This is a genomic window from Faecalibacterium sp. BIOML-A1 (assembly GCF_009679715.1).
Lineage (GTDB): Bacteria > Bacillota > Clostridia > Oscillospirales > Ruminococcaceae > Faecalibacterium > Faecalibacterium taiwanense.
In genome coordinates this window covers 80,393-102,776 of the sequence record NZ_WKZJ01000005.1, presented here as the reverse complement: position 1 = coordinate 102,776, position 22,384 = coordinate 80,393, and the positions used below count along the sequence as shown (strand labels likewise).

Annotated in this window: 22 protein-coding genes; 13 read left to right on the top strand and 9 right to left on the bottom strand. The window is 58.8% G+C overall.

Annotated features, from left to right (window positions below):
- Positions 1–66: 66 nt before the first annotated feature.
- The gene (locus GKG36_RS07925) at positions 67–1,731 is read left to right on the top strand and encodes a Na+/H+ antiporter NhaC family protein (RefSeq protein WP_154260099.1); all 1,665 of its coding nucleotides are present in this window, start codon (positions 67–69) and stop codon (positions 1,729–1,731) included.
- A 90-nt stretch (positions 1,732–1,821) separates the two neighbouring features.
- Positions 1,822–2,283 (top strand): MarR family transcriptional regulator, encoded by a 462-nt coding sequence (locus GKG36_RS07920; protein ID WP_097781123.1) that lies wholly within the window; start codon positions 1,822–1,824, stop codon positions 2,281–2,283.
- Positions 2,284–2,332: 49 nt separating this feature from the next.
- Here the strand turns inward: GKG36_RS07920 and GKG36_RS07915 are convergent, their stop codons facing one another.
- Positions 2,333–2,638 carry a hypothetical protein gene (locus tag GKG36_RS07915; RefSeq protein WP_243139024.1) on the bottom strand — a complete coding sequence of 102 codons (306 nt, stop codon included), beginning with the start codon at positions 2,636–2,638 and terminating at the stop codon, positions 2,333–2,335.
- Positions 2,639–3,039: 401 nt separating this feature from the next.
- Between GKG36_RS07915 and GKG36_RS07910 the strand changes: the two genes are divergently transcribed.
- The 6 genes from GKG36_RS07910 to GKG36_RS07885 all read left to right on the top strand — a co-directional run bounded on the left by GKG36_RS07910 (position 3,040) and on the right by GKG36_RS07885 (position 6,455).
- On the top strand, positions 3,040–3,807 hold the full coding sequence (locus GKG36_RS07910) for an AzlC family ABC transporter permease (protein WP_005943789.1): 768 nt from the start codon (positions 3,040–3,042) through the stop codon (positions 3,805–3,807).
- On the top strand, positions 3,804–4,133 hold the full coding sequence (locus GKG36_RS07905) for a branched-chain amino acid transporter permease (protein ID WP_005943786.1): 330 nt from the start codon (positions 3,804–3,806) through the stop codon (positions 4,131–4,133). Before GKG36_RS07910 ends, GKG36_RS07905 begins: the two co-directional genes overlap by 4 nt.
- Before the next feature lie 188 nt (positions 4,134–4,321).
- Positions 4,322–5,179 carry an NAD(P)/FAD-dependent oxidoreductase gene (locus GKG36_RS07900; RefSeq protein WP_154260097.1) on the top strand — a complete coding sequence of 286 codons (858 nt, stop codon included), beginning with the start codon at positions 4,322–4,324 and terminating at the stop codon, positions 5,177–5,179.
- A 6-nt stretch (positions 5,180–5,185) separates the two neighbouring features.
- Positions 5,186–5,875 carry a Crp/Fnr family transcriptional regulator gene (locus GKG36_RS07895; protein WP_005943776.1) on the top strand — a complete coding sequence of 230 codons (690 nt, stop codon included), beginning with the start codon at positions 5,186–5,188 and terminating at the stop codon, positions 5,873–5,875.
- A 68-nt stretch (positions 5,876–5,943) separates the two neighbouring features.
- Positions 5,944–6,192: a type II toxin-antitoxin system Phd/YefM family antitoxin gene (locus GKG36_RS07890; protein WP_154260095.1), complete on the top strand. Its 249-nt coding sequence runs from the start codon at positions 5,944–5,946 to the stop codon at positions 6,190–6,192.
- The gene (locus tag GKG36_RS07885) at positions 6,192–6,455 is read left to right on the top strand and encodes a Txe/YoeB family addiction module toxin (protein ID WP_154260093.1); all 264 of its coding nucleotides are present in this window, start codon (positions 6,192–6,194) and stop codon (positions 6,453–6,455) included. The genes GKG36_RS07890 and GKG36_RS07885 overlap by 1 nt, the downstream gene beginning before the upstream one ends.
- 174 nt (positions 6,456–6,629) lie before the next feature.
- Here GKG36_RS07885 and GKG36_RS07880 read toward each other — a convergent pair whose 3' ends face one another.
- Genes GKG36_RS07880 through GKG36_RS07870 form a run of 3 tightly spaced genes read right to left on the bottom strand, consistent with a single transcriptional unit; the run spans position 6,630 to position 9,365 of the window.
- Positions 6,630–7,106, bottom strand: coding sequence for a hypothetical protein (locus GKG36_RS07880; RefSeq protein WP_154260092.1), 477 nt, complete (start codon positions 7,104–7,106; stop codon positions 6,630–6,632).
- A 25-nt stretch (positions 7,107–7,131) separates the two neighbouring features.
- A complete protein-coding gene (locus tag GKG36_RS07875; protein ID WP_154260090.1) occupies positions 7,132–8,094 on the bottom strand; it encodes an outer membrane insertion C- signal in 963 nt (320 codons plus the stop codon).
- Between the two features lie 29 nt (positions 8,095–8,123).
- A complete protein-coding gene (locus tag GKG36_RS07870) occupies positions 8,124–9,365 on the bottom strand; it encodes a CobW family GTP-binding protein (RefSeq protein WP_154260089.1) in 1,242 nt (413 codons plus the stop codon).
- 479 nt (positions 9,366–9,844) lie between these two features.
- Between GKG36_RS07870 and GKG36_RS07865 the strand changes: the two genes are divergently transcribed.
- Positions 9,845–11,644: an aminopeptidase P family protein gene (locus tag GKG36_RS07865; RefSeq protein WP_154260087.1), complete on the top strand. Its 1,800-nt coding sequence runs from the start codon at positions 9,845–9,847 to the stop codon at positions 11,642–11,644.
- 75 nt (positions 11,645–11,719) lie between these two features.
- Here GKG36_RS07865 and GKG36_RS07860 read toward each other — a convergent pair whose 3' ends face one another.
- Both GKG36_RS07860 and GKG36_RS07855 read right to left on the bottom strand, forming a co-directional pair.
- Entirely contained in the window at positions 11,720–12,625 is a 906-nt protein-coding gene (locus GKG36_RS07860; RefSeq protein WP_097781132.1) for a glycosyltransferase family 2 protein, read from the bottom strand.
- 14 nt (positions 12,626–12,639) lie between these two features.
- Positions 12,640–13,512 carry a glycosyltransferase gene (locus tag GKG36_RS07855; RefSeq protein ID WP_097774548.1) on the bottom strand — a complete coding sequence of 291 codons (873 nt, stop codon included), beginning with the start codon at positions 13,510–13,512 and terminating at the stop codon, positions 12,640–12,642.
- 108 nt (positions 13,513–13,620) lie between these two features.
- On the opposite strand from GKG36_RS07855, the gene GKG36_RS07850 reads away from it, so the two are divergent.
- The gene (locus tag GKG36_RS07850; RefSeq protein ID WP_154255750.1) at positions 13,621–14,343 is read left to right on the top strand and encodes a LytTR family transcriptional regulator DNA-binding domain-containing protein; all 723 of its coding nucleotides are present in this window, start codon (positions 13,621–13,623) and stop codon (positions 14,341–14,343) included.
- A 51-nt stretch (positions 14,344–14,394) separates the two neighbouring features.
- Here GKG36_RS07850 and GKG36_RS07845 read toward each other — a convergent pair whose 3' ends face one another.
- A complete protein-coding gene (locus tag GKG36_RS07845; RefSeq protein WP_154260086.1) occupies positions 14,395–15,381 on the bottom strand; it encodes a glycosyltransferase in 987 nt (328 codons plus the stop codon).
- Positions 15,382–15,569: 188 nt separating this feature from the next.
- On the bottom strand, positions 15,570–16,220 hold the full coding sequence (locus GKG36_RS07840; RefSeq protein WP_154260085.1) for an HAD family phosphatase: 651 nt from the start codon (positions 16,218–16,220) through the stop codon (positions 15,570–15,572).
- Between the two features lie 146 nt (positions 16,221–16,366).
- Between GKG36_RS07840 and GKG36_RS07835 the strand changes: the two genes are divergently transcribed.
- The 3 genes from GKG36_RS07835 to GKG36_RS14965 all read left to right on the top strand — a co-directional run bounded on the left by GKG36_RS07835 (position 16,367) and on the right by GKG36_RS14965 (position 21,525).
- Complete coding sequence (locus GKG36_RS07835) at positions 16,367–17,557, top strand: patatin-like phospholipase family protein (protein ID WP_154260084.1); 1,191 nt, start codon at positions 16,367–16,369, stop codon at positions 17,555–17,557.
- Positions 17,544–19,145, top strand: a complete 1,602-nt coding sequence (locus GKG36_RS07830) for a putative PEP-binding protein (RefSeq protein WP_154260083.1) — start codon at positions 17,544–17,546, stop codon at positions 19,143–19,145. Before GKG36_RS07835 ends, GKG36_RS07830 begins: the two co-directional genes overlap by 14 nt.
- A gap of 253 nt (positions 19,146–19,398) precedes the next feature.
- Positions 19,399–21,525 (top strand): hypothetical protein, encoded by a 2,127-nt coding sequence (locus GKG36_RS14965; RefSeq protein WP_154260082.1) that lies wholly within the window; start codon positions 19,399–19,401, stop codon positions 21,523–21,525.
- 115 nt (positions 21,526–21,640) lie between these two features.
- Here the strand turns inward: GKG36_RS14965 and GKG36_RS07820 are convergent, their stop codons facing one another.
- The gene (locus GKG36_RS07820) at positions 21,641–22,384 is read right to left on the bottom strand and encodes an RsmE family RNA methyltransferase (protein ID WP_154260081.1); all 744 of its coding nucleotides are present in this window, start codon (positions 22,382–22,384) and stop codon (positions 21,641–21,643) included.

Below are 22,384 nucleotides of genomic sequence, written 5' to 3'. Positions count from 1 at the left end.
GGGATAGTTTTTCCTGCGCAAAGAGGGGTATGCATCCCCGGAAATTTGAAAAAAGAGGAATCCGTTATGAAAAACAAGAACCTTTCATGGTTCGCAGCTCTGCTGGTGTTTGCCCTGCTGCTGTGGTGCACAGCGGCAACGCCCGGCAAGATCGCGGACCCGTCCACCTATACCTGTGCGGTGTACAGCACCATCTTTTCGCTGCTGCCGCCGGTGATCGCTATTGTGCTGGCGCTGAACACCAAGGAGGTGTACACCTCTCTGCTGGTGGGCATCGCATCCGGTGCACTGCTGTATGCCAACGGCAATCTGGAGCTGGCCATCAACACCCTGTTCTTCAATGAGGACGGCGGCATGGTGGCCAAGCTTTCGGACAGCAGCAACGTGGGCATTTTGGTGTTCCTTGTCATGCTGGGCATCCTTGTGGCCCTGATGAACAAGGCCGGCGGCTCTGCCGCCTTTGGCCGCTGGGCCTCCACCCACATCCACTCCCGGGCCGGTGCGCAGTTTGCCACCCTGCTGCTGGGCGTGATGATCTTTGTGGACGACTACTTCAACTGCCTGACCGTGGGCTCTGTCATGCGCCCCGTCACCGACCGGCAGAAGGTGTCCCGCGCAAAGCTGGCCTACCTGATCGATGCCACCGCAGCACCCGTGTGCATCATTGCGCCGGTGTCCAGCTGGGCAGCTGCGGTCACTTCCAGCGTGCCGGAAGGCTCCGGCATCAACGGCTTTACCATGTTCCTGCGCACCATTCCTTATAACTACTATGCCCTGCTCACCATCGTGATGAGCCTGTTCCTCATCTTCACCGGCACGGACTTTGGCTCTATGAAGCTCAACGAGGACAACGCCAAAAACGGCGACCTGTTTACCACCGCCGACCGTCCCTACGGCAACGATGTGGACGATGGCACCGATACCTGCGGCCATGTTGCAGACCTGCTCGCCCCGGTGCTGGTGCTGATCGTGGCCTGCATCTTCGGCATGATCTACACCGGCGGCTTCTTTGAGGGCGTGGACTTCGTCACCGCCTTTGCGGACTGCAACGCTTCTGCAGGTCTGGTGCTGGGCAGCAGCATTGCCCTGCTGTTCACCTTTGTGTTCTACCGCGTGCGCAATGTGATGACCTTTCAGGACTTTGCCGCCTGCATTCCCGAGGGCTTCAAGGCCATGGTCAGTCCCATGCTGATCCTCTCCCTCGCATGGACCCTGTCCGGCATGACCGGCCTGCTGGGCGCAAAATATTACGTTGCCAACCTGCTGAGTGGCTCTGCTGCAGCGCTGCAGTACATGCTGCCGGTCATCATCTTCCTTGTGGCAGTGTTCCTTGCCTTTGCCACCGGCACGAGCTGGGGCACCTTCTCCATCCTCATCCCCATCGTGTGCCATGCCTTCCCGGAGGGCGAGATGCTGGTCATTTCCATTGCGGCCTGCCTGTCCGGTGCCGTCTGCGGCGACCACTGCTCCCCCATCTCGGACACCACCATTATGGCATCCGCCGGTGCCCACTGCAGCCATGTGAACCATGTGTCCACCCAGCTGCCCTACGCCATTACGGCGGCTTCCTGCGCGGCAGTGTGCTATGTGATCACGGGCATTGCACAGGCTTTCCTTGGCGCAAACGGCAGCCTGTTCACCTCGCTGATCCTGCTGGCCGTTGCCATTGCCGTAGAGCTGGTGGTGCTCAGCGTGATCCGTGTGCGCACGAACAAAAAGGCGGCAGAATAAATTCCTGCCAAAAATTCAGCTGTTTCGCTTTGCGCCGCGGCCAAAACGTGGTATTTTTAAATAAAATGAACTATCGGAGGCACACGACCTATGCTGGAACAGGCATTTCAGGACGTATACACCAAATTCAAGCTGCATTTCTACCAGAACGTTTTTCAGCGTTTTGCCACCCGGGAAGCCACGCTGACCACGGTGGAGTCCTTCTGCATGGAGGGCATCATGGCCATGGGCGAACCCACCATTGCGGAGTTTTCCCGCATGATGCAGATCTCCACCCCCAACGCGGCGTATAAGATCGGCAGTCTGGTGAAGAAGGGCTATGTGGAAAAGATCCAGTCCACCACCGACCGGCGCGAGTATCACCTGCGCCCCACCCAGAAGTATATCGATTACTACAACATCAGCTATTCCTACCTGCACACTGTGGTGGAGCGCGCAAGAGAGCGCTTCTCCCCCGAGGACTGTGCAAAGCTGGAGGAGATGCTTACCATTGTGAGCACCGAGCTGATGCCCGAGTTGGATATGCTCAAGAAGGACGAAAAGGCAGAATAAGCAACAAAAGAACTCCCGGACATCCGTCCGGGAGTTCTTTTGTTTCCCCTTACTTCTGCTCTTTATCTACTACCTGGATCTTGCCCTTCTTCCACAGCACATAGGAGGTAAGGATGCCGATGGGCAGCATCACGATGATGAAGATGCCCACAAGGCCGCCCAGCACGGAGCCGTAGCCTGCAAGGCGTGCGGCGAGGGAGAGCACCGTCATGATGACCAGAACCGGCAGCACGCCCTTGATGCCGCCCTTGACCACCTTGCTGCCACTGGCAGAGCTGGCGAACAGGCCCAGCGCCATGGAGCCGACCAGCGCCAGCAGCAGCGGGCTCTGGATGATGTCCTTCATGGTTGCCATAAAATGTCCTCCCACTAAATACAGAATGAACGAAAAAAGGCGGGTGCTTTCAGCCCGCCGTCCTTGCGATACGGACAGGATACCGGAAAAGACGGCATCTGTCAAATGAGTATGGCTAAAGCGCAACCGGCATTTTAGGGATATTTCAGGAACAGGATCCTGCAAAGAACCTTTACTGCATTAAAATAATAAAGCACTGACCGCGAGTCACTTTGTATCCGTTAAAAATTGCATAAAATTTAAAGAAAAAATCTGTCGTTCTGCCAAAAGCAGTGGGGATACACCTTTGCAAAAGTCGTGAGACCTGTTATAATACAGACATATTCATATCGAGAGAATGGGTTTATCGGCGGCAATGAGGCCAAAGAGGAAACCGGCATCGTATTTTGAGGGAAAGGCCAATGGAACACGTAACCGAACAACAATTGACAAGGCGGCAGAGCACCGTATGGCGGGCATTGCGCGCCGCCGCACCGCAGACCATCCCGGTGCTGGCGGGCTATTTTGTGCTGGGGATGGGCTATGGCATTTATGTGCAGTCGCTGGGCCTGCCGGTGTGGATGCCCATGCTCATGGGCACGGTGGTCTACGGCGGTTCGCTGGAATTTGTGCTGGCAAGCCTGCTGCTGAGCGCGTTCTCACCCCTTTCGGCCTTTTTGATGGCGCTGATGATCCAGGCGCGGCATTTGTTCTACGGCCTTGCCATGCTGGAGCGCTACAAGGGCTACGGCCTGCGCAGCTTTTATATGATCTTTGCCATGAGCGATGAGACCTTTTCCATCACCTGTTCGGCCGAGCCGCCGGAAGGGGTGGACAGGGGCTGGTTCATGTTCTTCATCACCCTGCTGGATCAGTGCTACTGGGTGGCCAGTGCCGGTCTTGGCGCGGTGGTGGGCTCGGTGCTGCCCTTCAGCACCGAGGGTGTGGACTTTGTGATGACCGCCATGTTCACGGTGATCTTTCTCAACCAGTGGGAAAAGGACCGGCAGCACTACAGCGCCCTGATCGGCCTTGCCGCCCCATTGGCGTGTCTGGTGTTTTTTGGATCCGGCAGCTTTTTGCTGCCCTCCATGGGATGCATCCTGATCCTGCTGCTGGCCCTGCGTAAACCGATCGAAAAGGCCGAAGGCACTGAAGCAGAAAAAAGCGGCGAGGAGGTGGGCGCATGACCGCAGTCCAGATGGGCCTGACCATTGCAGTGTGCACCGCCGCCACCATGCTCACCCGCTTTCTGCCCTTTGTGGTGTTCTCTTCCAAGGATCAGCAGCCGCCGGAGGTGGTGCGGTATCTGGGCCGGGTGCTGCCTGCCGCCATCTTTGGTATGCTGATCGTCTACTGCCTGAAAAGCGTCACCCCCTTTGCGGGCAGCCGCGGCATTCCGGAGGCCATCGCCCTGCTGGTGACGGTGGGCCTGCACAAGTGGAAGCATGAGACCCTGCTCAGTGTCGCGGGCGGTACGCTGTGCTATGTGCTGCTGGTGCAGCTGGTGTTCTGAAGAAAGAAAAAAGCGCGCTGCCGAGCAGGAAGATTCCTGTACGACAGCGCGTTTGTGCATGGGACGATCCGCTGACAGCGAACCGGAGCAGGACCGTCCGAAAAACCGATGCTTTGCGACCCGGTCACGGAAATTTTTCAAAAAAAGGTGTATACTGTAGAAAAATGCATCCGAAGGAGGGTTTTCCCATGCCCAGCATCATCATTATAGGTTCCGGCCCGGCGGGCGTATCCGCCGCTCTGTACGCTGTCCGCGCCGGTGTGGATACCACGGTGCTCACCAAAGGCCCCGGTGCGCTGGACCGCGCCGAAAAAATTGAAAACTATTACGGCTTTGCCGAGCCGGTCTCTGGTGCGGAACTGGAACGCCGCAGCATCGAGAATGCAAAGCGCCTTGGTGTGAGATTCGTCACAGCCGAAGCCGTGGGCCTGACCTATACGGATAAACTCACCGTAGAAACAGTGGATAAAAATTACCCGGCGGACGCTGTGATCCTTGCCACGGGTGCATCCCGGGCGGTGCCGCGCATCCCGGGCCTTGCCGGGCTGGAGGGGCACGGCGTGAGCTATTGTGCCGCCTGCGACGCCTTTTTCTACCGTGGAAAGGACGTAGCGGTGCTGGGCAGCGGCGAGTACGCCCTGCACGAGGTGCAGGCTCTGCTGCCGGTGGCAAAAAGCGTTGCCCTGCTGACCAACGGCGCACCGCTGACGGCGGACTTCCCGCCGGAGGTCACAGTCCATCCGCAGGCCGTGGAGGCTGTTCTGGGCGAAACCGTTGTCACCGGCGTGCAGCTGTCCGGCGGTGTGCAGCTGCCTGTCAGCGGTGTATTTGTGGCACTGGGCGTGGCGGGCAGCACCGCACTGGCTAGGAAGATCGGCGCAGAGGTGGACGGGAACCGCATCGTGGTGGACGAAAAAATGCAGACCACCGTGCCCGGCCTGTATGCGGCGGGCGACTGCACCGGCGGCCTTCTGCAGATGGCAAAGGCCGTGTATGAGGGCGCGCAGGCGGGCACTGAAGCCGCCAAGGCCCTGCGGAAAGGATGAAAAGCAATGTCGGAAACAACAAAGGAACACCGCGATTGTCTGGCCAAAGGTTTTCCCTTCTGGAACGACCTGACACCTGACGAACAGGACATGCTCTGCCGCTACACCCGGCCGGTGCACTACGCAAAGGGGGCAAGGGTGCACAGCCCGCTGGAAAGCTGTGTGGGCATCCTGCTGCTGCGCTCGGGCCAGCTGCGGGCCTACCTGCTCTCGGAGGACGGGCGGGACGTGACGCTCTACCGCCTGTTCGGCGGGGAGGTGTGCATCCTGTCGGCCTCCTGCGTGATGGACTCGGTGAACATCGACCTGTATATTGATGCCGAAGAGGACACCGAGGCCTACTGCATCAGCGCGGGCGTTTTCCGCAGGCTGATGCAGCAGAACGTGCATGTGCGCTGCTACGCCTACCAAATGACGGCGGAGCGCTTTTCCGACAGCATGTGGACCATGCAGCAGGTGCTGTTCATGAGCGCAGACCGCAGGCTTGCCATTTTTCTTACCGATGAGCTGGCCAAGACCGGCGGTGATGAGGTACGCATGACCCACGACCAGATGGCAAAATACATGGGGTCTGCCCGCGAGGTGGTGAGCCGGATGCTGAAATACTTTGCGCAGGAGGGCTGGGTGCGGCTGTTCCGGGGCGGCGTGCAGGTGCTGGACAGGAAAAAGCTGCAGCAGCTGGCAAGAGGAGAATAAACGCAGCTGTGTGAGATATTGACAAAAATAAAAGCGTACAGTATACTGTACATAAAGGGGGCGGTACTATGACGACCACCAATATCACAAACTTCCGCAAGAATGCATTCAACTATGTGGAGCAGACGATCAAATACAATGAACCGTTGAACATCAGCACAAAAGAAGGCAATGCGGTTCTGCTGAGCGAAGAAGACTACAGCGGCATCATGGAAACACTTTATCTGGTATCGGTACCCGGAATGCGGGAAAAACTCATGGACGCGATGAAAGAACCGTTGGAAGAGTGCGTAGCTGAAGATGCGGTGGAGTGGTGATGTATAAAATCGTTTATGCCAAAATGGCCTCAAAAGATGTTCCGAAGCTGAAAGCTGCTCATCTGACCGAAAAAGCAAAAATGCTAATCGATCTGCTGCGGGAGAATCCGTTCCAGAATCCACCGCCATATGAAAAATTAGTGGGTGATTTGAACGGTGCATACAGCCGCCGCATCAATGTGCAGCATCGGCTGGTGTACCAGGTATACGAAGAGGAGCAGACGGTGAAAATTTTAAGTTTGTGGACCCACTACGAGCGCTGACAAAAAAAGGGGCTGTTGCAAAATAAAAATGCGATAGCAATTTGCATAAAGAAATAGCGCAAAATCAGAAACCCGGAACCCTTTTTGAGCCGTTTTGGCCCTGAAAAAGTTCCGGGTTTTGCGCATTGTTTTTTTCAGGAAGCTATTTGCAACAGCCCCTTTTTGGGTCATAGGTTATCCTTTGCAGCCCTGTTCTTCCCAGTCGCCAAAGTCGCTGGCTTCGGCGATCTTGGTGGGGTCGAATTTTCCGCTCTCGTCTTTGGGGGCAACAGCGGGGCCTGCTTCCACAGGGTTCTGGTTGGGAGCTTCCGGGTCGAACACCGGCTTCTCACCGCCCTCCGCGGGTGCCGCCGGGGCAGAGGCTTCTTCGGCGGGCTGGGCAGCAGCTGCCGCTTCTTCGGCAGGAGCTTCCGGCGCAGCTTCTTCTGCAGCCTTTTCGTTGGCAGCATCGGAGGCTTTGGTTTCCGCTTCGGCGTAGGCTTCGGCAGTCTTGGCGGCTTCCTCAGCGTTCTGCTCGGCATCCTCCGGGAACTCTACTTCCTCCACATGGAGCGGGTCTTTCTGATTCAGGATCTTGTCCAGTGCCACAATGGCAGCACCGGTAACGGCCACAGCAGCGGCCGTGCCAAGGATACGAAACAGTGTTTTCATGCCGGGACCTCCTTGAAAGATCAGATCAAGAGAATGTTACCACATCGTTCAGCGGCTTTTCGGCAGGCTCCACCGAAATGGCGGTGAGCACCGGGCCTTTGCCGCGGTAGATGTTATGGAACTTGTAGCCTACCTTTGCGGTCACCCGCACCCATGCGCGCTGCTCCAGCGCCTTGTAGCCATCGTAGCTGCAGGGGAAGCCAACGAACTGGATGTCCTGCACGCAGCAGGTCATGGCGAAACGGCCCGGCACGAAGCTGTTCTTGCCGGCACGGTTGGTCTGACACACCTGTGCAAGGAATTTGACCGTTTTGCCGGTATACTTCTGGGGCTCGTCCTGACAGTCCATGTACCAGATGCCGAAATCGTCATCCGGAACGTCGATGATGTCCGCGTTGATGTCAAAGGGCAGCGGATCAGGGATATCGTCGTAGGCCACGCTGCCGTCGGCAAACTCGTAGGCGATATCGCACTTGCGGGAAGCCTGACGCACCAGCTTGTGCAGCTCCTGACGGGCGGCATCGTTGTTCACGGCCTCAGCGCGGTTGAACACGATCAGCTCACTGCGGGCGATCTTGTCCAGCAGCAGGCTGCGCATGGAGTTGTCGCGGGCGTAGGTCAGGGCGGTGGTGCCGTCGGCGGTGGCGATGCACTGGTACACGATCCAGCTCTCGGGCAGAGCCTCGGCCAGATCCTGCAGCAGCCACATGCCGTTGTACTCAATGACCACACGGCCTGCACCGGATTCCTTTTCCAGCTTGAGCAGATTCTGCGGGTTCAGCTCGGCCTTGTCCTCCAGCACCTTGACGGTCACACCGGGAAAGGCGAACTTTTTGGGATTATACTCTTCTTCGCCCTCCTCGCAGATCAGCAGCAGGGTCTTGTCGCCGGAGTCGAAGTTGGGGTCTTCAAAGGTCTCCTGAATGAATTTGGTCTTGCCGCTTTCCAGAAAGCCCACAAACAGGTAGACCGGAATTTCTTTTGCCATAGGAATGGTTTCTCCTTTTTACTTTAAGCTCAGCAGCCGAACAGCTCTGCAATGGCCTTTTCGTTCAGCTTGGAGCCGATCACGACCAGCTTGCCGCCCACATCTGCACCGCGGGCACGCACTTCCCATTCGCCGGGCACATAGTCGAACTCCAGCCAGCCGTCTGCGCCGCCGTTCACGATGCCCTTGCTGCGCAGGATCATGCCGTAATTGCCGGTATCCAGCTCGGTGAGGGCGTGCTCCACTTCTGCCTTGGTGAATTTGCGGGCCGTCTCGACGCCCCAGCTGGTGAATACCTCGTCGGCATCGTGGTCATGATGATGGTGGTGATGGCCGCAGCAGCAGTGGCCGTCATGGTCGTGATGATGCTCGTGCTCGTCGTCATCATCGTCATCATCGTGGTCGTGATGGTGGCCGCAGCAGCAATGGTCGTGGTCGTCATGATCGTGATGATGGTGCTCGTGCTCATCGTGGTCATCATCCTCATCGTGATCGTGGTGATGCTCGTGCTCATCCTCGTCGTCATCATCATCGTGGTCGTGATGATGGCCGCAGCTGCACACACCGTTTTCGTCATCGTGGTGATGATGGTGGTGATGCTCTTCTTCCTCGTCCTCGTGGGCGTGCTCCTCATTGGCCTTTGTAGCCATGGCGATCAGCTCTGCCTTGAAGTCGTCCTTGGTGGACATGGCCTTCAGGATCTGCTCACCGGTCAGCTCGTCCCATGCGGTGGTCACGATGGTAGCGGTGGGGTTCTTCTCGCGCAGCATGGCGACCGCAGCGGCGATCTTCTCTTCGCTGGCGGTCTGGGTGCGGCTGAGCAGGATGCAGCTTGCGTGGCTGATCTGGTCGTCGTAGAACTCGCCGAAGTTCTTCATATACATCTTCACCTTGTTCACATCGGCCACGGTGACAAAGCTGTTCAGCTGCACATCCAGATGCTCGGCCACGCCTTCCACAGCGCGGGTCACATCGGAGAGCTTGCCCACGCCGGAGGGCTCGATGACGATGCGGTCGGGGTGGTACTGCTCCACCACCTGCTGCAGGGCGGTGCGGAAGTCGCCCACCAGAGAGCAGCAGATGCAGCCGGCGTTCAGCTCGTTGATCTGGATGCCGCTTTCCTTCAGAAAGCCGCCGTCAATGCCGATCTCGCCGAACTCGTTCTCGATCAGCACCACCTGCTGGCCGGCAAAGGCCTCTTTGATGAGCTTTTTGATCAGGGTAGTTTTACCGGCACCAAGGAAGCCGGAGAAAATATCGATTTTGGTCATGATTCAATTGCCTCTTTCTTTGAATAGCACACAGAGCCGCAGAGTGCTGGCTCAAAAATCTTACACTCCTATTATAACAAGGCTGTCAATGGGAAAACGGCCTTTTTCAAGAAAAAATTGTAACTTTTTTTGCAAATTGGCGGCATTTTGAGGGAGAACGAACTCCCTCAGTCAAAACCTGACGGTTTTGCTGAGAGGACGCCAACCCTCTCAGGCTCACTGCGTTCGCCAGCTCCCCCGAGGGGGGAGCTTGTTTTCTGAAGGTCGGCACGAATAAAGCTCCCCCTTTCGGGGGAGCTGGCAAAGCCGCAAGGCTTTGACTGAGAGGGTCCAGCCAGCGAGGATGCTCTCCGGCAGCGGAGGTCATTCCAAACCGTCCTGCCCCTGCATTGCAATCTTTTTCCCGGAATGATACAATAAGGCCAAACAGAAATGCACCGCTGCCGGGCTTTCCGGTGAGAGAAAAGGAAGCAAATCATATGAGCATGAATACCGTACCCGAGCGCCTTGCCGCTCTGCGTGCCGCCATGGCTGCAAACGGCGTGGCCGTTTATCTGATCCCTGTGGGTGATCCCCACGCCAGCGAATACCTGCCCTGCCATTACACCAGCCTGACTTGGTTCTCCGGGTTCCACGGCGAGAACTCCAACTTCGTGGTCACCCGCACCGAGAGCGCCCTGTGGGCCGACGGCCGTTATTTTGTGCAGGCCGAGAAGGAAATTGCGGGTACCGAGATCAAGCTGCAGCGCATGGGGGAACCCGGCGTGCCCACCGTGGAGGAATACTGCGCAAATGCCCTGAATGAGGGCGAAGCACTGGGCCTGTGCGGCCTGACCGCCAGCACGGCCCTCGTGAACGGCCTGAAAAAGGCACTGGAAAAGAAGGGCGCTTCCATCAAGACCCTGAACCTTGAGGACGAGCTGTGGACAGAGGGCCGCCCTGCCCTGCCGGATACCCCAGCGTGGATCCTGCCGAAGGAATATGCGGGCTTCTCCCCGGCGGAAAAGCTGGATCAGCTGCGCAGCAAGCTCAAGGAGCTGGGCTGCACCGCTCAGTTTGTGGGCAAGCTGGATAATCTGGCATGGCTTTTGAACCTGCGCGCCATGGACATTGAGTGCACTCCCTATGCCATGGCCTACTGCTATGTGACCCCCAGCCGCGCGGTACTCTTCATCAACACGGCCCGCGTCACCCCGGAGGCAAAGGCAGAGCTGGAAGCCAACGGCATCACGCTGGCGGAGTACGACGATGTGCTGAAGTTCCTCGCTGCTGAGACGGAACCCCAGACCGTGCTGGCCGAGTGCGCCACGGTGAACTACGCCGTGTATCAGGTGCTGGAGCAGAACCCTGCCCTCACCGTGAAGGACGGCACCGACCCGCTGCTGATGATGAAGGGCGTGAAGAACGAAACGGAGCTTGCCCACACAAAGCAGGCCCATATCCGGGACGCTGTGGCCATGGTGCGGTTCCAGATCGAGCTGGAAAGCCGCCTTGCTGCCGGTGAGACCCTGACCGAGCTGACGGTGGATGAAATTCTGCACAAGTACCGCAGTGCGGACGATAAATTCCTTGTGGAAAGCTTTGGCACCATTGCGGCCTACGGCGGCAACGCAGCCATGATGCACTACCACGCCACCCCGGAAAATCACGCTGTGCTGGAAAAGAAGGGCTTTCTGCTGGTGGACAGCGGTGCCACCTACATGGACGGCACCACCGACATCACCCGCACCTACCCGCTTGGCCCGCTGACCGAGGACGAAAAGCGCTTCTACACATGGACTCTGCAGAGCCACATCGACCTTGCCAGAGCCGTCTGGCTGGATTACTGCGAGTGTAAGATGATCGACACCATTGCCCGGGAACCGCTGTGGCGGCACCTCATCAACTACCGCTGCGGCACCGGTCATAGCGTCAGCTTTGTGGGCAATGTGCACGAGGGCCCCCATGCCCTGAACAGCCGCAACACCACCCGGATGCGCCCCGGCATGGTGGTCACCGACGAGCCGGGCGTTTACGAGACCGACCTCGTGGGCATCCGCATCGAGAACGAGCTGGTGTGCGTGCACAAGGCCGATAACCAGTACGGTACCTTCCTTGGTTTTGAACCGCTGATGTTCGTGCCCATTGCCACCTCTCCCATCCTGCCCGGTGTGCTGGATAAGGACGAGATCGCATGGCTGAACGATTACCACCGTCAGGTGTTTGCAAAGCTGGCACCGCACCTGAACGACGAAGAGCGCAGCTGGCTGGCGGAGAAGTGTGCCGCCATCGGCTGCTGAGAAAGCGCAAAAAACACCCGGAGCCGTGCAGGAGCCAGAGCGGCTCTCGGCGGCAGCCGGGTGCTTTTTATAGGGTCACAGCTTGCAGCAGTGCGTTTGTGGGGTGTCCAGCGGCGGAAGAGTGAACTCGTTTTCGCCAAAGGGCGAACGCAGGATGGCCGCCCGCGTTTCCGGGTAGATGCCAAGTTCGGTGTAGATGTCCCGGTACAGGAGCATCACCCGCCGCCGCAGCGAAAGGATGTCGGCGGTGGTCACTCTGGAGTGGGAGACGCTCTGGCCGTTCTGCAGGTAGTAATAGCCGATGTCCGGGATGGAAACGGCGGTGCGCACATAGCGCAGATATTCGGTGTTGAACAGCTGATCCTCCGCAAACAATTCTTTGCGGAAATGGAGGCTGTACTTCCGCAGGAGGTCACGGCAGTAGAGCTTGTTGCAGGGGCTGCCATAGTAGAAGGTGTTCGGCTTCTGGATCAGATGCTTTGCGTACTCCTGTCCGGTGTACACCCCGGCAGGCAGATAGCCATAGGCCTGGGTGCGGGGCGGATTGCGCTGGAGCACATGCTGCAGCGCCTTTTCCCATGGGCGGATGTGCTCCACATAGTTTTCCGGGTACACCATCCAGAAGGGCGCGATCACAAGATCGGCGGTGTGGGCCTCGGCGGCGGAGACCAGCTTTTCCGTAAAATCGGGGGCCAGCCAGTCGTCGCTGTCCACAAACTGGATGTATTTGCCGTGGGCCAGCGCAATGCCCTGATTGCGGGTATCCGCTGCGCCGGTGTTGGTTTTATCCACCAGTGCAATGCGGTGGTCGTTGGCGGCAAGGGCGCGGCAGACGGCAAGGGTGTCGTCGGTGGAGCCATCGTTCAGCAGCAGGATCTCAATGCTTTTATAAGTCTGGGTGCAGATGCTTTTGACACAGCGGGCAATGCACCCGGCAGTGTTGTACATGGGCACGATGATGCTTACAAGGGGAAATTCCATAGGTTCTCCTTTTCTCAGATGCGGCTGTGGGTGCGGGCAAATGCGTCGGAAAGCTTCTGCACCGGGCCGTTGGGCAGAGGGCTTTCAAACAGGCTCAGATAGATGCCGTGCAGCCGCAGGCGGAATTTATCGTACACGCCCAGCTGGATGCACAGTTCCTTGTAGGTGTGGTACATCCGGCTGCGGTGGCGCAGCATGTCCGCCGCGCTCACCTGCGTATGGCATACGCTCTGCGGGTTCTGGATGTAGCAGTAGGCGGCTTCGTCGATGGCGGCAAACCGCTGTGCCACCTGCAGATACCGGGTGTTGAACAGCTGGTCCTCGGCGTATACCACATGCTCGAACCGGATGTGCGCCATCTGGATGAGATCCCGGCGGTAGAGCTTGTTCCAGAGCACGCCGTAGTAAAAGGCAGCGGCATTGCCGGTGAGCTGCCACAGGTAATCCACCTTGTTGTACACCCCGGCGGGCAGCAGGCTGTACTCCCGGGTGTCATAGCCGCCATCCTTGCGGGGCACCATCATCCGGTAGGGAGCCAGCACAAGGTCGGCATGGCTGCGCTGCATAGCAGCCACCAGGTTTGCGGTGCAGCCCGGCAGCAGGTGATCGTCGCTGTCCGCAAACTGGATGTATTCGCCGTGGGCAAGGGCAAGGCCGCAGCTGCGGGTGTCTGCTGCGCCGGTGTTGGGCTTGTCCACCACACGGATGCGGCTGTCGGCGGCAGCAAGCTTCCGGCAGACAGCAAGGGTGTCGTCGGTGGAGCCGTCGTTCAGCAGAAGGATCTCAAGCTCCGGGTAGCTCTGGGATGTGATGCTCTCCACACAGCGGGAGATGAAGCCCGCCGCGTTATAGGCGGGCACAATAACGCTGACAAGCGGCTGCGGCATGGCGGGTCCCTCCGTTTTTTCTTTTTTCGATGCAGCAAAGTTTTATTTATCATACTCCAGCCCTGCGCAAAAATCAAGGCGGGCGGCTGGCGGAAAGGAGAATGTGAGATGGTATTTCACATTGCGGTATGCAGCCCGGACGCGGCCTTGCGCAGTGGGCTGGAACGCCAGTGCATGGAATATTTTGCCCGGCGGCAGGATGCGTGCATCGTGCAGCAGCTGCCGGATGCAGATGCGCTGCTGCGCCGGGACACCGAGGGAGAACGGTTTGACCTGTATCTCATCGAGCTGGGCGCTGTAGCGGCCCCGGCAGGGCTTTCGGCGGCTGCGGAGCTGCGCCGCCGGGGCCGCAGGGCTCCGCTGGCCTTTGCGGCCCGCACACCGGCCCACGCCTACAGTGCTTTCCGGGTGGATGCCATGCAGTATCTGCTTCTGCCGGTGCACCAGCAGGAGCTTTCGGCCCTGCTTGCCCGCGCCACCGAGCCGGAGTACGGCCCGGCAATGACCGTTGTCACCGCCGAAGGCCTGCGGGCGCTGGCCTATGCGCAGATCGAATATCTGGAGTGCACCCACCATGTGGTGCACTTCCATCTGCTCAGCGGCGAGGATGTGGTGTCCCTTTCGCTGCGGGTGTCCTTTGCCGAGGTAGCAAAGCCGCTGCTGGAAGACGGGCGTTTTTTGCAGCCGCACCGCTCCTATGTGGTCAATCTGGCGGCGGCACAGCTGCTGACGGCGGGCGAGCTGCAGATGTGCAGCGGTGCGCGCATCCCCATCCCGCGCGGACGGGAGGGTGCAGTGCGCGAAGCCTTCCGCAGCTGGATCGACCGGTAAAATGGCAAACAAAAAAGAGCCGCTTTCACGGCTCTTTTTTGTGCCCGGAGATCAGGCATCGGGTTCGGTTTTGTGTTTCTTTTCCTTGTCGGAAGCATCCAGAACACCAAAGCCCCAGTGGTTGGCCATGTCCATGATGATCTTCTGGGGAGAACCGGAGGGATAGGCGTTCTCGGAGAACGCGGTCAGGAATTTATACAGCTGCGGCTGCACCTGATCGTACAGGCCCAGCTTTGTGTACAGCTCCTTGTAATAGCGGAACACCTGCAGTTTGTTCTGCACGATGGAAGCCAGATTGATCTGGGTGTGGCAGATGCTCTGGGGGTTCTGCACATAGTGGTAGCCCGCTTTGGAAATGGATACGAAAACATTGGCGTACAAAATGTATTCCAGGTTGAAAACCAGGTCTTCGGCCCAGCGCACCTCGCTGGTGAACTGAAGATGATGGTCTGCCAGAATATCCCGGCGGTAGAGCTTGTTCCACAGCACGCTGTAGAAGAAGGATGCGGGCTTCTCCATCAGGCGCAGGGCAAAGGTATCGCGGTCGTAGATGCCCTCGGGCAGGAAGCCGTATTCACGGATATCATCAGGCTTTTTCTCGGTATCGATGCCAAGGTTCTCCTGCAGGTTTTCCAGTGCCTGCGTGGCCTTGGAAGAGTTGGCGGGAATCACCATCCAGTAAGGTGCAATGACCAGATCAGCGTTGTTCGCTTCGGCGGCAGTCACCAGCCGCTCAGTAAAATCAGGGTCGAGATAATCGTCGCTGTCCACAAACTGCACATACTTGCCCCTTGCAAGGGACATGCCGCAGTTGCGGGTCTCCGACACACCGGAATTGGATTTGTCCACCAGAACGATGCGGGGGTCCTTTTCACGGAATTGCTCACAGATGGAAAAGCTTTCGTCCCGGGACCCGTCGTTGACCAGAATGACCTCGATATCCTTCCATGTCTGGGCACAAATGCTCTCCAGACAGCGGGCAACACTATTCTGCACGTTGTACACAGGCACGATAATGCTGACGAGTGGGTTGTTCATGACGGAAGGTCTCCTCTTTACGGATATTATACCTTTATATTAAAAATCACAGAGTGTATTCTTACAAATGAGGACACTTCCCCCTTGGGGCAGTCCTATTTATAATATCATACTCTTCTTGCGCACAAAATGCAAGAGCAAAGAAGGATCGGATAAAGAAAAGAACCGCACGCTGCGGCCCTTTTTTCTTACACACGTGTCCAGTCCAGCATATCCCACCGGGGCACGAACTGGCTGCAGATGCGGCGCATCTCCGGCTCGTCGGCGGCAGAGGTGCGGTCTGCGATGCCAATGACGTAATACCCGGCCTTGTGGGCGGTGGCGGCGGCGTATACGGCATCCTCGCACACGGCGCAGGCGGCGGGGTCTGCACCGCCCAAACGGCTCATGCACTCAAAGAACACCTCCGGGCGGCTTTTGTGCAGCACGCCCTGCGCTTCCACGATGAAGGAGAAATACTGCGCGATGCCCAGCCGGGTAAGCACGGTGCGGCACTGTTCGGCCCAGGTGTTGGAGCAGATGCACATGCGTGCGCCCTCGGCCTGCAGCTTTGCCAGCATCGTGCGCACGCCGGGTTTCAGCTCCACGGTCTCGTACAATTCGGCGATCACCTCGCGCATCACGGAAAAATAGCTTTCCTCGGTCAGCGGCAGGCCGTACTCCCGGATCAGATACTGTGCGCCCTCCTGCATTCCCATGTTCAGCAGTGTGGCGCGCAGATCCCCCTGCGGGGTGCGGCCATAGCGGCGCAGCAGTGCGTCGGGGGCACCCTCCCACACCACGGTCATGCTGTCGGTCAGGGTGCCGTCCATATCAAAGATCCATTGCTTGCAGTGCATGAGAATGCCTCCTTTTGAGATCCTGACAAGTATACCATGTTTCTTTGCCGGGAGAAAGGCATCAATTTACAAAAAACGGAAGAAATTTCTCTGGAAATATGCTATAATCTGAACAAAACCGGAAACGATCAAAGGAGGCGGATGCAATGGATGATCGCAGTGCTCCGTGCAAAGCTCTGGTGCTGGCGGGCGGCGGAGCCAGGGGCAGCTATCAGGTGGGTGTGTGGCGCGCGCTGATGGAGCTGGACTGGCACCCGCAGATCATTACCGGCACCAGCGTTGGCAGCCTGAACGGTGCCATGTTCGTGCTGGACCAGTACGAGACGGCCCGCGATATGTGGCTGGCCATCCGCAGCAAGGATGTGATGGAGCTGCCGGAGGAGGATGCCGACCTTTCGGCCCTGCACCAGTTCCTGCGCAGCGTGGTGAAAGCCGGCGGCATGGATGTGACCCCGCTGGAAGAGATCGTGGAGCGGGTTCTGGACGAGGATGCCCTGCGCGCGGCTCCCATCCGCTTCGGCCTTGTCACGGTGGAGCAGCGGGGCTTAAAGCCCCGGGAGCTGACGCTGGACGAGATCCCGGCAGGAAAGGTCAAGGACTACCTGATGGCCTCCGCTGCCTGCTTCCCGGCGCTGCGTGCGCGGGAGATCGATGGGGTCAAGTTTCTGGATGGCGGCTACAGCGACAACATGCCCACCGGTCTTGCCAAACGCATGGGCGCGGATGAACTGGTGTGCGTCGATCTGGAAGGCGTGGGCATCACCCGCCCCAACCTCACCGGCCTGCCCACCGTGATGGTGCGCAGCTACTGGGAGCTGGGCGATATCCTGCACTTTGACCCCGACACCGCCCGCCGCAATATCGAGCTGGGCTACTATGATACCCGCCGCGCTATGGGATATCTGCGGGGGTGTGCCTATGCTGTCTCCTGTGATGCCCAGAGCTGCACGGACGCTGCTGCGTTCCACGCAAAATTTGAGCGGGTGCAAAAGGCCGTGCGGGAGAAATACCCGGTCACCCTGACGGCGGATGCGGCCCTGCTGCTGGCCAAGATGAAGGATGCCGACCTTGCCCCGCTGGAAGCCGCCGCGGAAGATGCCGGTGTGGACCCGGCCCATTACTACACCACCCATACTTTGTGCGATGCATTCCTTGCAAAGTGCGATCAGGCACGGATGCAAAGCTTTGCACCGCTGTTTGAGGGCAGTGCCGATGCGGCGCGGGCCGCACTGGCCGCGCTGCTGCCCAATACCTTTTTGCAGGCGCTGGTCTGGCGCACCCTGACCACGCCGGAAGCCGAGCTTTTGCCGGAGGTGACCGAACATGAAAGTGTATAAAGGTTCCTGCGCTTCTCCCGGCCTTGTGCTGGGGCAGGTGAGCCGTCTGGAGCACCATGTGGAGACCACGACCGTGGGCCCCTTTAAACCGTCCCGGGAGCTGCAGCTGCTCACCGATGCCATCCGCACGGCACAGGACGAGCTGGAATCCATGGCAGACCGTGCCGCACCCAGTGAGCAGGCCATCTTCCAGTTCCAGAGCATGATGCTGGACGACGAGGGCATGATGAACGAGGTGCGCTTCTGCATCAATGCGGGCATTGGCGCGGCAGCGGCCATGAATCAGGTGGGCCAGCGCTACGCCGACCAGCTGGCCAACATGAAGGATAACCCTTACATGCAGCTGCGCAGCGTGGATATTCTCGACGCAAGCCGCCGGGTCATCAACATCATCACCAACCGCCCCCGCATGTGGCTGGCGCTGGATCACCCGGTGATCCTTGCGGCAGAGCGGCTGATGCCCACCGACCTGTTCAGCGTGCCTTCCGGCATGATTTTAGGCATCATCACGGCAGAGGGCAGCGGCCAGAGCCACGCGGCCATCATTGCCCGGGCAATGAATATCCCGGGCATCGTGCAGGTGGGCCGGGATTTTCTGGACGACTGCGACGGCCGCACCGTGATTCTGGATGCCACCGGGGGCCAGTGCACGCTGGACCCGGACGCTGCCGCCCGCCAGCAGGCCGAGACCCGCATCTGCGAGCTGCAGCGAGAGAACGAAGAGATGGGGCAGCTGCATGCTCTGCCCAGCAGGACAAAGGACGGCCAGCCCTTTGAGCTGCTGGCCAACTGCTTTGGGCCGGAGGACATCGACACGGCCATGCAGTCCGGTGCACAGGGCGTGGGCCTGCTGCGCACCGGCTACATGATGCTGCCGGGCCGCATCCTCGATGAGCAGGAACAGTATTTCTTCTACTGCTCCTGTCTTGCTGCCGCTAAGGGCTGCCCGGTAACGGTGCGCACCTTCGACTTTGGCTCAGACCGCACCATTTCCGACGCCTATCAGGGCCTGCAGTCTTCCAAGCTTGGCCTGCGGGGCATCCGCAACAGTCTGCGCCAGCCCCACCAGTTCGAGACGCAGCTCTGTGCGCTGCTGCGCGCCGCCGCCCGCGGCCCGCTGCGGGTGATGTTCCCCATGGTGACGAATGTGGAGGACTGGGACGCAGCCATGCGTGTGGTGGAGCGCTGCCGCGAGCACCTGCGGGAGCGCGGCGTGGCGTTCAACGAAGATACAAAGTTCGGCGTGATGCTCAGCGTACCCGCTGCCTGCCTGACCGCTGAGGAATTTGTAGAGCACGGGGTCGATTTTCTTGTGGTCGGCACCAACGACCTGACCCAGTACACCCACGCGGCAGACCGGGAGCTTGCCAGCGCCGAGCACTACTACCGCCCGGCCAGCAGCGCCATGAAAAAGCTTATCACTATGGTGCTGGATGCCGCAAAGGTGCGCAATGTGCCGGTGACCATCTGCGGCCTTGCCGTGGGCAACCCGGCCAACACGGTGCAGTATTTGCAGCTGGGCCTGCGCAGCTTCTCGGTGAGCCCGCAGAACCTTTTGAATGTGAAGAAAGCTCTGCTGGAGCTCTGACGCTCCAAACCATTTTTGACACAGCAGCCCGGAACGATCTGTGGGTCGTTCCGGGCTGTTTTTTCTGCGGCTGCGAAAGCATTTTCTCTTCCATTTTTTTACAGAACACACGAAAAAACGGGGGGGTCCAAAAGGTTCGTACAGAATGAAGATTGCGCCTTGCTGCAGAAATGCTATACTTTAAATGTTTAAAACGTGCGGGCAGGCGAAAAAAGCCTGCATGCACGAAAAAAACGAGAGAGGAGTTATCTTTATGAAGAAGTTTGGCACACGGCTCATCAGTGCGGTACTTGCAGGCTGCATGATGACCTCTGTCCTTCCCGTGAGCGCATTTGCTCTGGAGGGGAGTGCAGAATTTGAACGCACTGTGAGCGCACAGGAAAATTCCGATGCGCCTGCAGAGACCTCCGGAAAGGGGTATCTCCTGCCCACCGACAGCGCGACGACCATCAACAGGGAGTTCATTACAGATCATGGCAAGGTTTATTCCATGAACGGTACCTATACAGAGGGGATCGTGATCGACGCTGAGGACGACGATGTGGTCATCAACGTCACCGGAGAAACGACCTTTGCTAAGGGTAGTGCGGAATTTATTACAGTCCGCAGAGCCAAGAGCGTGACCGTCAACGCTGAGGGGCAGACCATCAAGACGGCAGAGGGCCTCGCCTACAGCCGCTGCTTCTATGCCGAAAACAGCTTCACGGGCACCGCAGTGCTTCACGGCGGCACCTATAACTGGCAGTGTGGCAGCAGGCCCGCATGCTATCTGCTCGGCGGCAACTGGACGTTTGACGATCTCACCCTGAAAACCATCCAGTGTGCTATTGAAACAGATAAGGGAGCCAATGTGACCGTCAATGGCGGCACCTACGACTGCCACGATAGCGACAGCGCGACGTTTATGATCATGAATTCCCCCAAATCGTCCTTCAATTATGTGACAGCCTCCGGCGCGGGCTGGGTCCTGGACGCCATCAACAGTTGGGTCGATGTCGGCGGCGGCTCTTACTCCAGCAATAAGGCCGAGGTACACCCAGACCGTCCGACGCTGCGCGTCGCCAATAATGCAACGCTGAACGTCACAAATGCCAATGTCACCGGAACCTACTGCGATGTGTTTGTGACGGGCGCCACCGCCAACCTTTTCGGCGGTACTTATACCAACACCAACGAGTATATCAACCAGGAGCCGCCTAAGTTTAGCTACGAGTCCCCTGCACTGAAGGTATGGAACGGCGGCACATTGAGCGTCAATGGTGCCACTGTGGATTGCACGGGCGGCAATGCTGCCATTTCTTCGGGCGAACCGGCAGGGTCGGATTACTCTTATGTGCAAGGCGGCAATCTGGTCGTTGAGAACTGCACGATCAAAAACAGCAAATACGGCATTTATCTCGGTCAGGGCAGCAACGCCTCCGCAGAGCTGAAGAGTGCCACGTTTGAGAATAACGACAGCGATATTTACCTCGATTCCAACAAGGAGATCACCATCAGCGATACCTTTACCACCCCCGCCACCATCAAGGTTGCCGACCCGGAAGAAGGCCGTCAGCTCACGGTCGCAGGCAATGCAAACAAGCTGAACCTTGTGGGCCAGAACGAGAGCTACCGCGTGGCGTATGACAAGGCACAGCACTATTATTACCTGACCCAACGGGCACCCGGCTACACCCTGACCGCCAAGGATGCCACGGCAACGATCAAGGTCGGGGGCGTTGACACTAAGGTTGACCCCAATGACGAGATCTACGAAGGCACCCCGGTCACCCTGACCGCAGACCCAGCCCCCGATGGACAGAAGTTCGCAGGCTGGACCGGGATCGTGATCTTGAACGGCGTTGTACAGAATGAAATGAATGACCTGCTGAGCTTCCCCAATGAGGAGGACCATACCACGGCGAACTTTGAAATGCCCAAAGGCGACGTGACGGTCAGAGCCGTGTACGAAGCCGTGGACCCCGTGGAGCCGCCTGTGGACCCGGTAGACCCGGTGGACCCGGTGGGCCCCGTGGACCCCGTCCTGCCCGGTGTCATCATCGGCGGCGCTGTAATCCTGGGTGCCTATGAGACCGGCACCGGCATCTACCGTCTGATGAACATGCAGGGCCTCCCCCTGCCGTCTGACCGCATCGAGCTGGCAGAGCTGGTCTGGGAGCGTGCAGGCAAGCCGGAGCCGCAGAACATGACCGATGAGAACCTGTATGCGGACATTGACGCCGCCGACACCGATGCCCAGAAGGCTGCACACTGGATGGTGGAGCAGGAGCTGATGAAGTTCGACGAGGACAACAACAAGTTCCATCCGTGCTTCCCGGTCAGCAAGCTGCGCGTCTGCCTTACCTGGCAGAATGCAAAGGACAAGGGTCTCATTGACTGATCTGCCCTGCATCTGCACAGCGGAACAATAAAAAAACAAGGGGCCGCTCCTTTCCGGGAGCGGCCCCTTGTTGCTGTCCGGAAGGCCCGCAGGCGCTGCCGGGCAGCACAAAGCATTATTCCAGATTCCCCGTCAGGGTCATGACCGAAGCAAGCACGGCCAGCGGGGCGGTCTCGCACCGCAGGATGCGGGGGCCAAGGCCCACCGTTCTGGCACCGGCCTTTGCAGCCATCTCGGCTTCCTCGGCGGCAAAGCCGCCCTCGGCACCAGTCACGATGGCGATTTTCAGTTTTTCACCATCGGCGGGCTTTGCTGCGGCCAGCAGGTCGCGCAGGGGCGCGCCGCCGCACTCGTAGCAGAACAGCACAAGGTCGTACTGTGCAAAGGTGCGGCACACGGCACCAAAGTTCGGCAGCGGCAGGGCCACATCCGGCAGAATACCCCGGCCGCACTGCTTGGCGGCTTCCGCCGCAATGCGGTTGTAGCGCTCGTTCTTCTGCTCCTCTTTTTTGGGCGCGGCCACGCAGTACCGGCTGAAGAAGGGCACGATGTGGGCTGCGCCCAGCTCCACGCCGTGCTTGATGATCTGCTCCAGCTTGTCCTGCTTGGGGTAGCCGGCCAGCAGAGTGACCTCCACGCTGGGTTCGGCGGCGCTGGGATAGCCCGGCTCCACCCGGAACTCCACGCACTCATCGCCAAAGCCGGTGATGGTGGCGGTGTATTCCACGGCATTGCCGTCGCATAGAATGACAGTATCGCCCAGCCTTGCGCGCATCACACGGGCAAGATGGTGGGCATCGGCCCCGCGCAGGGTGGCGGTGCCGTCAGAGATCTCGGTGGTAAAATAACGGTGCGGCAT